This is a genomic window from Paenibacillus humicola (genome assembly GCF_028826105.1).
GTDB classification, from domain to species: Bacteria; Bacillota; Bacilli; order Paenibacillales; family Paenibacillaceae; genus Paenibacillus_Z; species Paenibacillus_Z humicola.
On record NZ_JAQGPL010000001.1, the window covers coordinates 4,829,297 to 4,843,264 of the forward strand.

General features: G+C 51.6%; 14 protein-coding genes. 6 read left to right on the forward strand and 8 right to left on the reverse strand.

The genetic code is table 11. The features are described from left to right. Positions 1-126: 126 nt before the first annotated feature. Positions 127-549: a hypothetical protein gene (locus PD282_RS22180; RefSeq protein ID WP_274653270.1), complete on the reverse strand. Its 423-nt coding sequence runs from the start codon at positions 547-549 to the stop codon at positions 127-129. A gap of 15 nt (positions 550-564) precedes the next feature. Then, a complete protein-coding gene (locus PD282_RS22185) occupies positions 565-981 on the reverse strand; it encodes a hypothetical protein (RefSeq protein ID WP_274653271.1) in 417 nt (138 codons plus the stop codon). Between the two features lie 418 nt (positions 982-1,399). On the opposite strand from PD282_RS22185, the gene PD282_RS22190 reads away from it, so the two are divergent. Further along, positions 1,400-1,633, forward strand: a complete 234-nt coding sequence (locus tag PD282_RS22190) for a hypothetical protein (RefSeq protein ID WP_274653272.1) — start codon at positions 1,400-1,402, stop codon at positions 1,631-1,633. A 57-nt stretch (positions 1,634-1,690) separates the two neighbouring features. Beyond that, the gene (locus PD282_RS27400) at positions 1,691-1,954 is read left to right on the forward strand and encodes a PIN domain-containing protein (RefSeq protein ID WP_338045217.1); all 264 of its coding nucleotides are present in this window, start codon (positions 1,691-1,693) and stop codon (positions 1,952-1,954) included. A gap of 816 nt (positions 1,955-2,770) precedes the next feature. On the opposite strand, the gene PD282_RS22195 is transcribed toward PD282_RS27400, so the two are convergent. Continuing rightward, positions 2,771-3,472, reverse strand: a complete 702-nt coding sequence (locus PD282_RS22195; protein ID WP_274653273.1) for a class I SAM-dependent methyltransferase — start codon at positions 3,470-3,472, stop codon at positions 2,771-2,773. A 222-nt stretch (positions 3,473-3,694) separates the two neighbouring features. On the opposite strand from PD282_RS22195, the gene PD282_RS22200 reads away from it, so the two are divergent. From PD282_RS22200 to PD282_RS22210, 3 genes are all read left to right on the forward strand, one after another. Further along, positions 3,695-4,786: a DUF3626 domain-containing protein gene (locus PD282_RS22200; protein WP_274653274.1), complete on the forward strand. Its 1,092-nt coding sequence runs from the start codon at positions 3,695-3,697 to the stop codon at positions 4,784-4,786. 216 nt (positions 4,787-5,002) lie between these two features. After that, a complete protein-coding gene (locus tag PD282_RS22205) occupies positions 5,003-5,530 on the forward strand; it encodes a hypothetical protein (protein ID WP_274653275.1) in 528 nt (175 codons plus the stop codon). Positions 5,531-5,735: 205 nt separating this feature from the next. Then, positions 5,736-6,557 carry a nucleotidyltransferase domain-containing protein gene (locus PD282_RS22210; protein ID WP_274653276.1) on the forward strand — a complete coding sequence of 274 codons (822 nt, stop codon included), beginning with the start codon at positions 5,736-5,738 and terminating at the stop codon, positions 6,555-6,557. A gap of 10 nt (positions 6,558-6,567) precedes the next feature. Here PD282_RS22210 and PD282_RS22215 read toward each other — a convergent pair whose 3' ends face one another. After that, positions 6,568-7,134 (reverse strand): HAD-IA family hydrolase, encoded by a 567-nt coding sequence (locus PD282_RS22215; protein WP_274653277.1) that lies wholly within the window; start codon positions 7,132-7,134, stop codon positions 6,568-6,570. 170 nt (positions 7,135-7,304) lie between these two features. Here PD282_RS22215 and PD282_RS22220 point away from each other — a divergent pair, with 170 nt between their 5' ends. Then, complete coding sequence (locus tag PD282_RS22220; RefSeq protein WP_274653279.1) at positions 7,305-8,069, forward strand: AAA family ATPase; 765 nt, start codon at positions 7,305-7,307, stop codon at positions 8,067-8,069. Positions 8,070-8,096: 27 nt separating this feature from the next. Here PD282_RS22220 and PD282_RS22225 read toward each other — a convergent pair whose 3' ends face one another. From PD282_RS22225 to PD282_RS22240, 4 genes are all read right to left on the reverse strand, one after another. Continuing rightward, positions 8,097-8,948 (reverse strand): DMT family transporter, encoded by an 852-nt coding sequence (locus PD282_RS22225; RefSeq protein WP_274653280.1) that lies wholly within the window; start codon positions 8,946-8,948, stop codon positions 8,097-8,099. 261 nt (positions 8,949-9,209) lie between these two features. Continuing rightward, entirely contained in the window at positions 9,210-11,303 is a 2,094-nt protein-coding gene (locus PD282_RS22230) for a hypothetical protein (protein WP_274653281.1), read from the reverse strand. Between the two features lie 229 nt (positions 11,304-11,532). Further along, positions 11,533-12,033, reverse strand: coding sequence for a hypothetical protein (locus PD282_RS22235; protein WP_274653283.1), 501 nt, complete (start codon positions 12,031-12,033; stop codon positions 11,533-11,535). A 146-nt stretch (positions 12,034-12,179) separates the two neighbouring features. Further along, a complete protein-coding gene (locus PD282_RS22240) occupies positions 12,180-13,955 on the reverse strand; it encodes a metallophosphoesterase family protein (RefSeq protein ID WP_274653284.1) in 1,776 nt (591 codons plus the stop codon). Positions 13,956-13,968 lie beyond the last annotated feature (13 nt).

Genomic DNA, 13,968 nt, shown 5'->3' on the forward strand with positions numbered 1-13,968 from the left:
CCCCAATATGGACTATAATATAAACTCTCTTTGACATTTCTTTGTATCTAACAATAACAAAAAAACGACCTTTGCACACACGATGTGAACAAAGGCCGCTTTTATGTTTCCCAAAGCAAGGCTCTTCTATGTTGCATTAATAAAGAATTGCCCTTTTGCAGCTTTGAGCTCAAAGTAATATTGTTTATCTTTATTTAAACCACTTAATTCCTTGAAATGTCCGGGAGACACCTGAAACTCATCGATCACAATATCTCCCTTTCCATCCTTAACTCTGATAACCACATTACCTGTACTGTTTCCATCATTTGTGATTGTCTTATCCCAAAAAACGCTATCAAATTTAACGGAATCTTGACCATTAAATTTAATACTGCTCCATTCATCAGTTTCATTATCAATAGTTAGAAATGAGGTCATTTTAGGGGAAAAGTAATCATGAACGGTCCCTACGTTTTGATAAACTTGATAAAAACAAACAAAAATAATGGTTAATGTAACGAAAATCGCACTAATCCAACCAATTTTCTTAAGTTGACCATTAACCATATTTCTCACAACTCCTTAATCAATAGAAATATAATATGTCCCAGATACGCTTCCTTTTCCCTGCAGTGTATAAGTCCCACTATTCCAAGGTATCTGGTCAAGTCTTACGGATTTACCTGCAGCAATTGTTTTGGTACTCCCTACTTGAGCACCTTTGGAGTCTAAAATTCTTACAGTAATAGTTCCTGGGCTGTTTGCACTGTTTGTAACAAGAGGAGAATCATTGAAAAAATTGTTAGAAGATGTAATGTTACTATACGCATTTGTAGTTATGTAAGCTGAACCAGTCCAATTTACATACGGAACAATTTCTGTTTCAGTACTCGGACTCACGTTTTCAACCGGAGCAGCCATTGCACCGGCTGAGCCTCCTATTGCAAGGGCCAAAACACAGGCAGAAGAAAATAATGCTACTTTGTTTACTAGTTTCAAATTAAAACACCTCTTTTTTTAAATTATTAGTACGGTGCCTTAAGATTTTGTGCCCAAAGTAACTTTATCCTATTTTTCCAAATATATCAATCCCATATCCTCACGTTTACTCATCGGTAAAGACATATGTCCAAAACCCCATATTTTGTACTAATGTAGCTTTAAAGCTATTCTGCTTAAATTTCTTTTGGTTGCAAGGCCGCCGCGCGTGGAAAGGGAGGCCTAAACGGCCTCCCCTATTGAGTTAATATATCAGTCCATTAAGCCTTATTTTTGAATAACGATTACTGATCTTGTTCCTCATCGAATGATTTAACTTACGAGTATTGAAGTTCCATACAAATGAGGGAAATGGTAATTATTGAAACAGCCGAACCTATGTTATAATGAGTTATCAAGTGACGATGGAGGGATAACGATGATCCCCAAAAAAATGGATCCACAAGCCGCGAGTGCGATAAAATCCATCCTTCAAAAACTCAACATAAATAACTCTCGTGTATTGATTGATCTTGAAAAGCAAACTGTGGAAGCTCAAGAAGACGACTATTCCGTCGATGATCTTTTGGAAGCGGCCGGTACTTTAACGCCTGAACGAGGGAAAGAGCTCCTTGAAGAAGTGGGCAAATCGCGTGAGGAATGGAATGCATGAGTAGAGGGTATCTCCTGGACACGAATATTGCGATTGCAATTCTTACTAACGAGAGTAATGTTATCGATTTTGTTCAACAGGCGTCCCGTGATAAAATGCCGATTTATTTTTGCAATTACAGTTTCTGAGGTGTTTGCAGGGTTAAAACACGAGGAACAACTTCGTGCAGAAAAGCTGTTTACATCAAAAAGATGTATAGATGTTACGTCAGATATTGCAAAATTGGCTGGGACGGTTCGTAGGGATCTTAAACGTAAGGGACGTAAGTTAAAAACTCCGGATGCGCTTATTATTGCGACAGCGTCAGTTTATGAACTATGAACTTACATTAATTTCTAGAGATTCTGACATGAACTTCGTCGAGCAAGAATTGGATATCCCACGAATATATATAGATTTTGAAGCTTAACCGTCTCTTCTACTATAAGTTGGAGAGTCGGTTTTTTTATTTCAGGAGACAGTGCAACCGGAATGTCCTACTCCTTGTATTCTCGCATTTCGAAATCAAACGAAACTAAAAACCAGTCACCGGCTGAATATCGGCAACTGGCTGTTTAATAAAGGTGTTTTGATCCCTGTCTCACAAATGGGGGTCAGTCCCTCTAGACCGCTTGGGATTCATTTTTTTTAAGATTTCAATTCATTAAGAACTGAGATATCACAAAACTTTAAATGTTCTTGAATTATAGCAACTTCACTTGTAACTACCAAGTATCCTTTTGTGGATAAACAAAAAGCATGCCCTGACCAATTTAAAAAGGAGTCCCCTTCTATTTCAACTGTTCCCGATGGAATAAGTCGAACAAACTTTGGAAGCTTTCGATCAGGATAAAGTTCTTTAAAATTTTCCGATGTGGTTACTAAACATTCTTCTACTTTGAAATCGGCTAATTTTCTTTTTTTAAAAATTTCATTCAATTCACTTGCGATTATAAAACAGGGTGTAGATTCAACAAGTTGTCACCTAACCAACCATCAAATTCATAATGTAAAAATCCTACTCTATCCGACGTGAATGCACTATTATGGTAATATATAGTTTTCTCACCTAGTTGCCCGCTGACTTCGGGCTCAAGTAAATACAGTTTAGTCAAACTGGCTTCTTCCCTTCGAATAGGAGCGATGACGATGATTTTGTTACCGCATCGCTTTCGCAAAATACATACCTCTTCCGCCGATTCCCTTCGGGTCGTGCTCCGCCTCAAGCCCCGCTTCCCGAAAAGCGGACATCATTTCGCCGACCGTGAACAAGCCGAGCTCGTGTTTCTCGGAAATATGGGTAATGCCGTCCGTCGTGCCGATCAAATAGTCGAAATTCAGGATGGAGATCTTATCCGCCCGGCTGGAATGCGACATGCGGCTCACCTTCAGTTCCTTGTTACCGCCGTTCAAAATCGAAACATTACCGGGACTCCACGTATCCGGCGTAAACCAAGGCTCGATGAACAGGTAGCCGCCCGGCTTCGTATGCTTTTTCATCTGCTTGAGCGTCCGGGTCAACGACTCGCCGGAGCTGGCGTAGGCAATCGCGCTGAACAAACAGATCACCGCATCGTATTGGCGGTCCAATTCGAACGACGTCATATCCTTGCACCAAAAAGCCGAAGCGGGGTTCCGGGCTTGGGCAATTTCGACAAAACGCGGGCTGATATCGATGCCGTCCACCTGAAAATTGGCATTTAAATACTGGGCGTGCTTTCCCGTCCCGCATGCCACGTCGAGAATGGTTCGGGCTTTCGGACACCGGGCGAGAATATATTCCTTGATCTCTCCGGCTTCCCGCTCGTAATTCTTGAAGCTGTAAAGCAAATCGTATACGTCTTCCGTGGACTTATGCATGATCAACTGGCCCCCAATCGAAGTTGTACTGCAAACGGTCTGATTGCTACTCATTCTGCACCCGTCCCCATTTTTCCTACTTTAGGGAAAAGCGGATTCGGTCCTTTGCATCCATTTCCCCTTCATCACCAAGCCTGCCGGCCGTATACTCTATGTATCGTCGAACGATGATCGTCAACCGGTAAAACGATGATAGCTGCGATAAAGGAGCCGTGTCATGCCATGAACCTTTCTGCCTCTCAGCTTCTCGCATTGAAAAACGTGACCGCATATGCCCGAAGCCATGCGCCTGAAGCCCGCTCCGTCATGGAGGAAGTTCTTCGCATGTCCGATATCTCGCGCCTAACGTTTGAAACGGCCGTCTCCAAGCTGAAGGCGCATGCCCGGATTGCCCTGCATTTTCACCCCGACCGGCTCGTTCCGCAAACCATGCGCAGCGTTGCCGAATCGCTGCTCGAGCAAGGCGCGTACAAAAGTCAGTTCGAGACGCATTTATCCAGCGGCAGCTTGTCGGCTTACCCCGGCGGGCAGCGCGATTTGTGGGAAAAGCGCTTGTTCGGGGGCGCTTATCACCGGGAGGATCTGGCCGCGGGCGAACGTCCCAAATACGGCGCGCTGGACGTGATGCGGCATCCGGACGGGCCGGCCCCGCGGTTCGGATCGTGCTATTTGCTGCTGTCGCCGGAGGTTTCAAAACGCTCGACCTACACCTACCTGGACTCGCATCAGAACCCGAAGGAAAAGGGGACGTACGAGGCGTTCGAGCTCATTTTGGCGGCATTGCTCAAGGATGCGTTTTTCAGCGACTTCGCGATCGGCGAACGAAGTCTGACACCGCGAAAATGGGTCGATCATCTCCTCGCCAATCTCGAGAAGCCGTATTCAAATCCGGCATGCAAGGAACCGGTGCGCAACCTGAACCACTATATCGAAGCCCAGGTACATGGCGCCGTATCGCTTTGGGATGACGCCGAGCTGCTTGTTGCCGATCCCTCATTCAAAGGGACGGATACGGGCCGGACGCTGGAGCGGCTGTGCCGGAAATATTCGATCGGGCTCTACTGGCACATGGGGTTTGTCCTTTCGGCCGACGAGGTGCCTTCGGATTTCAGAGGTCCGGCGATGCCCTCGCTGGCCAAACGCATCGCACGTCATAATCGGATCGACGCATGCCGGATCGGCGCCGCCGCAGCGGATCTCAGCCGCAGCCCCCGGGCGTGGAGCGACCTGGGAACCGCTGCCGAGGTTCTTCAGGAGCTCAAGCTGCTGTGGCACGTGCTGGTGCGTTACGGAAAACCGTTATCCGAGGCATAACCGCATGAGGCCAATTACACAGCGAAAGGAAATTCGTTAGCCGGCATCCCTGCATGAGTCTCGGCTATAAACAGGGAACTTACAGGGTGTAGCTAAAGATACGCTTAAGTTTACGAAATCGGCAAATCTCGACAGGATCAAGGTTACTTCGACATACGGAATATGCTATATTAAGCACCGCAAGGAAAACATTACATTTTATAGGAGGCGTTTGATGTGAAAGCTTTACCGAATCTGAAGGTGAAGAAAGCCGCCGTAATGTTTACCGCCGCCGTATTTGCGCTGGCGATTCCGTTCTCGTCGGCATTTGCCAAAGGAACGGACGGAAGCAGCGACAGGAAGGCGAGCCCGCCCAATGGGGGAGCGGTGTCGGCCGGCAGCGTTACGATTACGCACGCCAATCAAATCACGCCGTTTGGCGCCGGGGAATGGGATTATTTAGGGACGCATAATTCGGATTCCAGCGAAAACCCTTCGAATTATGTCTATTCCGGCGGAGGCAATTTTAAATACAAAATCTCCTCCGGTCCGAGCGGCGGTGCCTGGTACGAATTGATGGAATACGATCCCGATAATGCGGACGATCCCGTTTATGCAGGCGGCTACAACTGGTTTTATCTGTATCCCGGCGATACCATCACGTATTACAACATCGGTTCGTACGTCGACGGCTCCAACAAAAAAGCGGAGTTTTACGTGTATGAAACGTTTAGCGGTCATGCGTCCATTCAATTTTGGGATTGATTCGGCTTTGCCAGGCAAGTTAAAATAAAAACCAGCCGTCAGGAATTCGATCAAAGAACTCCTGACGGCTATTTTCGATTTTCGATTCATCCCTCCGGAAAGGCGGAACTGGTTATTTTTTCTTCGGCGCTGTCGTTCTGATGGCTGTCGCACTACCCGTTTCAAGCTTTCTGCGTTAAAATCCATTTGTACAAGGAGGAACGTGATGCTGCCGGACAATGTAAACGTCACCGTGGAAGCCTTATGCTCGGCTCTGACGAAACGGCTTGGGGACCGTCTGCAAAACGTTTACCTGTATGGCTCGGTCGCGCTCGGCGATTATATCGAAGGCTCAAGCGATATCGACTTCCTCGCGGTCGTCGATCAGCCGCTGAGCGGCTCCGAAATCAAGGTCGTAGCGGCGGCGCACGATGAGGTCGAGCAGTCGCTTCCCGGCACGAATATGATGGGGGCCTACTTGCTCCGAAGCGAGCTGGGCCAATCGTTACACGACACTTCTTCGGTCGTGACCTATTTCGAGAAACGTCTCCGCACGGACGGAACGGGCGCCGATCTGAATCCCGTGACCTGGTGGGTGCTGAAGCATCACGGCATCCGGGTATACGGCCCGGAGGTCCTTTTAACCTATGAAATTGCAGAGGATACGATGACCGATTATGTCATCGGCAACATGAACACATACTGGACAGACTGGATCGGCCGTTTGGAGCAGCATGCCCGTACATCCGGTCCGTCCGGGCCGCAGCTCAAGCCGGCCGAGCTGGATTTTGCCGTCGAATGGTGCGTGCTTGGCATGCTGAGACAGCTGTATACGATCCGGGAGCGCAAGGTGACCAGTAAAACGGAGGCGGGGCGCTACGGTCTGGAGCTGCTGCACGCAAGATGGCACGGGCTGATCCGGGAAGCGATCGCCATTAAGCGTCTGCAGCCGGAGCGAACATACGATTCGCAGCTCCATCGCCTGAACGAGCTGATCGAATTGCTGCGCCTCATCCATGCGGACAGCAACCGTGCTTATAGCGGTTAAGGCGGCAAAATCAGCCGCCGGCCACCGTGTTAAAAAAATCGTTATACTGCCACAGATAATAATCGGCGCCGGGCGTATCGTTTTGAAACAAACAGGTTCGAATGCCAAGCGCCTTCCCGGGCAAAATGTCGATTTCGCGGTCGCCGATGATGAGATCGAGCCTGTTCCGTTCATGAAGATACCGGTACGCGGCAGGGTCCGGTTTTCGGGGGAAGCCGTCGTCAGGCGTCACAATGTCGGCAAAATACCGCGTCCATCCGTAATACTCGAGAATAGGCATGAGCTCCGCCCTCGGTTTGTGGGTCATGATCACATTCGCGTCCGCGGTCTGCAGCACCTGTTCAACTCCCGGAAAGGTCGAGAAATGCTCCGGCAGGAGCAGATCGCCCCTTCGCTTGGTCTCCAGCAGCTGTTCCGCGTTCAGACCCAACCGATCGATTGCGCTGGAAAACGAAATTTTCAGCTCGCGCAGCACCTCATCCGCCGTATACTTCCCGCCCAGCACATCCGTGAAAATCTTCGTATACGCCGGGTACGTATCAAACAACGTGCCGTCGAAATCCCATAAAATGTTCATGCTTCCGCTCCTTAAAGATCGATGAGCTTCCCGTCCCGATCGTAATATCGATAGTCGTCGAACCGGTAATCGCTGCGCGAAATCATCCCGTCCCTCCCAATCGGCCGGATACCTCATCTCCGGTATCGGTTATAATGACATTATCCGGTATAAAAGGGGTTTCGTTCAAGATGCGATCCGATCCATCAACCGCCTATTTACGATCCGTTCAACTGCTGAGGGACGAAGTGCCCGGGTTCGACCGGTATCCGTTCAACCTGCCGCCGATTCGCGAGCTGGATAAGCTGCCCCTTCATCCGAAGGTAACCTATATCGTGGGGGAAAACGGCATGGGCAAATCCACGCTTCTGGAAGCGATTGCGATTGCCTGGGGATTTAATGCGGAAGGCGGCAGCCTGAATTTTTCGTTCTCAACATACGCTTCCCATTCGGAGCTTCACCGCTATCTGCGCCTGGCCCGGGGAGCGTATAAGCCGAGGGACGGCTTTTTCTTCCGCGCCGAAAGCTATTACAACCTGGCCAGCAATATCGAGGAGCTGGACCGCGAACCGTTAAGCGGCCCCAAAATCATCGACAGCTTCGGAGGCAAGTCCCTGCACGAGCAATCGCACGGGGAATCGTTCTTCACCGCGTTCATGAACCGCCTGAGAGGGAACGGGCTGTACGTGATGGACGAGCCGGAGGCGGCCCTCTCTCCTTTTCGTCAGCTGTCCATGCTGTCGAGGCTGCATGACCTTGTCCGAAACCGCTCGCAGTTTATCATCTCCACCCATTCTCCGATTTTGATGGCTTACCCGGACTCTGTCATCTTTCAGCTCGGCGCGGACGGACTGGAGAAAGTGACGCTTGAGGAAACGGAGCATTTCAGCCTGACGCGCGAGTTTCTGAACAACCGGCAGCGGATGCTGCGGGAGCTGTTTCGGGACGAGGACTAGCTCGTGAGCTATTACCGGTAAACAGGTTTACTCGCCCCAAACGCCAATCGTGATGATCCCCCCGGTAATCAATAAAGAAGTGAGGATTCGCCTCCTGCCTTGTTTTTCGCGAAGAATAAAAATCCCCATCACCGTCCCGAAGACGGTGCCGATTTCCCGCATCGGCGCAAGCTGCGCGACCGGCGCAAGCGACAAGGCGAACAGGAAAAGCAGATACCCTCCCGGAGCAAGTACTCCGCCAAGCAGGATGACGCTCCAGTTCAGTTGCAGCTCACGCCGCATTTCGCCCGACTTGAGAGCCACCAAGGAAAGTGCCAATAAATTGCTCACGTTCATCGCTTCGTTCAAAGGGACCGCCGGCAAATACTGAAGCGCGATTTTGTCCGTCACGATGTAGCCGGCGATGCAAACGCCCACCGCCAACGCCAATAGTGGCGCTGCGAATGACGTTGACGTCCGGCGCTTGAACTTGATATCGCTCAGCAGAGCAATACCCAGCACAATCGTGACGACGCCCAGCCAGCCGGCAATCATCAGCCTTTCCTGAAGCAGCGTTACCCCGAGAAGCGGTACCAGCAGCGGGCTCGTGCCCCTCATAATCGGATAAACCTGCGATAAATCCCCTATGGAGTACACGGAAGCCAGCAAAAAGATATACAACCCATGCAGAAACATGGACGCGAGCACGACCATAAGCCCTGTTTCGGTTAAGGAACCGCCGTCCCATTCCGCAATCGCCCACGGCAGAAAGAGCAGAACGGCAGCGAGCTGGCAGTACCAGAGAAAAACATGTTTGTTCCGGCTTCGCTTCGTAAATAGGTTCCAGACCGAATGAAAAAATCCCGAACCGAGCACCAACAGAATGGCAAAGCTGTACATCCCGCACCTGCTTTTATCCCGGTCAAAATCGATGACCTCATTGTAGCACCCCCTTGTCGATCCTGAAATGCCCTTCTTTCCAGAACATGAAAAAAACCTTTTTGATTCTGTTTCAGGCGGGAGCGCGCCTTTCCGAAACCGAAACAAAAAGGTTCATTTGAATGAAGATGAAGCCGCTTGCAAGGCGAAACGATTCGCTGTCCGTCCAGTTCTTAATCCGCCGCCGGATCGGACAACCGAACGGTATTCTATTCCCGGGGATCAGTTTTGGCCGGGCACCCCGGATGCATGAATATTTTCCAGCCCGGCATTGACGTCCTTCATGATATTGACCATCTCCGTATAGGGCTGATCCTGTTGGTTCAGCAGGCCGGTATTGAAGTTTTCGCCGTCTCTGCGCCCTGTCACCGCCTCGTCGTAATACGTAAACCAGCCCGAGCCGACAAACAACGGATTCGCGGCTTCGCTTTCAACGACCGACTTGAAGGCCGTCCCTCTGTCCGCCGTGCTTGCCGCCGAGGCAGCCGCATTCACGGGGGCCAAACCGCGGCCGGACGTGCCGAAGGAAAACTCCAGATTAAGCAGAGGCTTTCCGAATGCTTCGTATTTGGAAATCCAGCTCGCATCCTTCGTATAGCTATCGACGGAAAAGGCATCGACGATCTCCATCGCCCCCTCGTCCCAGTCCAGGCTGGTCCGCCACGTGGGAACGATGGACGAACCGAGGAACAGATGGCGGGTATCGTATTTTTTGATGATATCCTTGATCGTAGAGTAGTAAGTTTTGGAAGCCAGCTTGATATAATCCGATACATCGGCGGCGGGAACCTTGGCAATATCGATCGGGATGTCCTTCAAGTCGGCGAACGATCCGGCGCTCGTACCCAACAGCAGATTGACGGCGTCAAGGTTATTGTCGTGCCTTGGCGCAAGAAAATCCACGAATGCGCTTTTCGCCGGAGAATCCGCACGATACGTCAGGATTTCTTTTACGATATCGGTGGTCCAGCCGGCTTCATTATCGTAGGTATAGCCGATTAACCACCGGTCGTCCTTCGCGCTTTGGAGCTGAGTGCGGATCGAGGATTCGATAATGGACTCGTTCTGCGGGTCAAAAACGTCATAGGTCCATTGAATTCTTCTTAAGTTTGAAGGGTCCTGCAGGACGAAAATATAGGGGAACGACAGATGATTGGGCCTGGACCATTTGCTGAAGGCGTTAAAGCCCCATTGGGTCAGACGCTTTTTGGTGATGTCCTCCCATTTCGATTCGTAGTTGCTTCCGTATTTTTTCATCACATTGGCGGTGACGAAGCTCACTCTTTCGCCATTGATATCGTTGGAATAAGCGGCGGCGTACTTATTCGGATCGGGAAGCTCCTCAAATACCCGTCTCGGGGTACCGTCCGTTTTATGGTACGGCGTGCCGTATCCCCATTCCCATATGCTTGCGGCGTCGACTCCTTTCAGAAAAAATTTGTATCCGTCCGGGGTGATGAACCACCATTTGCCGTCGATTTGCTGAAGTCGGAAAAAACCGGTGCTGTCATACAGCCCCCCGCTTTTGATCCCGCCGTATTGATCGTATTTCTGACGGTTCAGCTTCACTTTCGCCAGCGCAGCGGCTTCATTCGCATATTCCTGCCGCAGCTGGTCGTCGGACGTCACCTTTCCCGTCCAGTTCTCATAGATCCACTGGCCGTATTTATCCGCCATCAGGGCATCTTTCTTCAGCTCGGCCTTCATCTCTTCCGCGGTCAGCGCCGGCCCCGGATTTTGCCCTTCTTCGCCCGTGCCCCGATAAATTTCGATTTCCGTCAAGGGGATATGCTGATAAGGCTGAGTGCGCTTCATATCCAAGACGATAAACCTGGCCGACTTGTCCGACATCGGTACGGTCAGCGAATAGTTCAGGTCGGTTCCCGTTCTGGCTTGTTTGGCGGCAATGTAATAATAATCCGGGGTCGCCTCCGAACGATACTTGACGGTCAGCTCTTTAAAGCCCCAATATTGGTTGGGAGAGTTCATGACGACGCGAATCCGGTCCAGCGGATAATCCTTGAGCAGATCGATGACCACTTGGACCGTCCCCGGGGAGGATGGGCCTCCCATCCAACCGGCGTACGTTGACGTTAATCCGTCAAAAAGCACGCCATCAGCCGAGGATACCAGCCCGGCCATGCCCTTGTCGGGCAAGCTGCCGCCATCCGGCGGCGTGCTGTAGAGATAATTCCCCGTTTTGAGCAGGGTGTCTTCCCCGCTGGCCCCTCCCGGGGGAATAAGCGCCGACAGCATCGTGAAGGCCAAAAAAAGCGTCAAAAGACGACTTCGTGACAATTTAAACCGTCTCACCATTATAAACCTCCTTTTACCTCTTGTACCAATGGATGCGCTTACATTTTTTCGTGCAGGTTTACGCGAACCATCGGCATACTTCTATATATGCTTTTGCGATGCGGATGATTCGTCTTTTCTCTGAATAAGTCGTGAACAACTCAAAAAAAAGCGGCTGAATCGATCAGCCGCTTCGTAAATCGTATTCATTTATGTGTGCAGAAAGCAACTCGGGATCCATATCAGCAGCTCAGGAATCTCGCTTCATCTTATAAAATGCCCGGTAGAGCTGCAGCAGCTCGGCCTCTTTTTCTAGGATGAGCAGAGACAGCTCCTCAATGCTTGGCTCTGCATTTTGGCTGCCGCTTGTTTCTTCGCTGCCGGACAAACGGTTTTCCGTATCCGGAGGTATCGTAGGCATTTCCGGTCCGGTTACAGGCTCGGTCTCCTTTTTCGTGTCAAAGCGGAACCCGAACGTGAGCGATACCCATTCATCCGCACTGTGCCGCCCGAGCTCCCGAAAAATATGCATATACTTTTCAAATATGGCGTTTACGGTTTGCCTGCGTTCCCAGCCCAAAATTCCCACCGTATCCTTGGCGTGAAAAAAAGCCTGCATGAGCTGAAACTCGTTGACCTTCCCGCGCGTGCGCTCAATCTGATCCATCTCGTGAATGAATACGGAAAAAATGTTAAAAAACAACTCCGCTTCTTTCATCATTTCGTCTTCCGAAACGATAGGCTGTTCCATGCGTATTCCTCCCTCCCCGTGCCCATCCATAGTTTTCGCAGCATCCGGACGATTTGAGGTCATGTTCACATGCCGTTTGTTCGCTTATGGGGCGGGAGCCGGGAAAATACCGCGGATGGAGAAACGGGTTCACGCAGCCGGTCGAATCATAAGCTCCATAACTGCAGCTGCGGCCGGCTGCGTTCGTTAGCCGGACTTAGGCCGATATAAAAGGATTCGCAAATTTCCTCGCCGCCGTTCGGATAAGACCGGCTGAGGGCCGTAACAAAACCTCCGCCCGTTTCCAGCCTGACGACGGTTTGTTCACTAACAACCGAGACAAAAGCTTCCCCCGCTGCCGCTGCAAGGACGCGGTGTCCGCCCAGGCAAACGACCTGAACCTCCTTCGCTTCCGTTACCGGAACCGGCAGCGTCACGGTGAATGTATGATGGCCGTCCTCCGATGAAAGCAGCAGCCTGCCGTTTTCCGGGTGAAGAGCAGCAGAATAACCTTTCCACGTATCCCATGCAAGCGCGTTTCGAACGGGTTCGAACCCTCCGCGCTCATCGTAACGATAGACCGTTCCGGATTCGGACAAGGTCCACAGCGACGATCCGTCCGCGATCAATGACCGGCTCGGCTCCGGGAGCGGGGCGTACGGTTCGGCGGCGAGGGCCGCCCGGTCCGGTGAGCCGCTCATACTCAGGAGCTCCAGCCCAGCTGCCGCCCAGATCCCGCCGTCCGGTCGGGCGGCGATGGCGGTCGCGCCGTTTTTCAGCCGCTCCTTCACGAGCGGCCAAGGCCCGTTCGCGTCCCGCACAAACCTCCACGGGCTCCGCCGGTCGCTCAGGCCGACCTCGCTGCCCCAGGCCATCCAGACGCAATCCCCGGAAACGGCGGCGCCCGTTAAAGCGGGGCCGATGTGGAGGGTGCCGAACACCGCTTCTACCCGCGGTTCGACCTCCCAAGTAAACCCGTCCTGCGTCGAAACGAGGCAGCGGTCGGGAGACAAAGGGACAAGCCCGCCCCTCGCGGCCGGGGATTCCCCGACGGAAACGGCGTGAACGCATTTGGGGGACAGCACGGTCGGGTTCACCAAGCGCTTCAAGGGACCTCCAAACGTCCATCCTCCCTCTTCCGTGACCGAGCGTTCGCTATGGTCGAGCGTCAGCACCTTTACCGAGTTTTCCTCGAGCTCCAATATGCGGGACTGCCGGTTCCCGTCCCTCGTGAAAGAGGCGCCGTGTACGCCCGTTATAAAAAAATGAGTGCCGAAGCGGTACGTATGCGAGTCCGGATGAACGTGGCTCAGGTGATAGTGGGCCGAAAACCACATGACAATTTCCGGCGTATGTTTAAACAAGCGGTACCACCGGTACGGATCGTGATTTTCGTCCAGGTACGCATTGGTCGAACGCACATGAACCCGCGGCACCGTCCGCAGTCCCGCCCCGACCGGCGGAGCGTGCGTAAAGAAAATAACGGGAATATTCGGCCGCTCCTTCAGCTTGCTCTTCAGCCAGTCGAATTGCTCGTCCGTCGCGAACACTTCCTGGACGTCGTAGCAGGAATTCTCGTCCTGCGGTTCCGTGGATGCGAAAAAGAACCGGAAACGATCGAATTCCATGACCCCGTAAGGTTTATCCAGGCCGAACATCCGGACAAACCGTTCCTGCATCGTCCCTTTCCGCTGCTCCCCTGCGCCGGATTCACGCTCCAAATCGTGATTGCCGAGAATCGGTCGAAGCGGCACTCCCGGCATCCGCAGGAAGCGCTGCGCTTCCTCAAGCCCTTCAACGGTTCCGATCTTCATCCGGCTTCCGAAATCCCCCAGCGGAATGACGAGATCAGCCCGGCAGCGCCGGATATCTTCCATGGCGGCCTGCGTCGCCTCATATTGTTCGGGGTTTAAATGAAAATCACCCAGGATTACGATTCTCATTGCCGGTCACTTC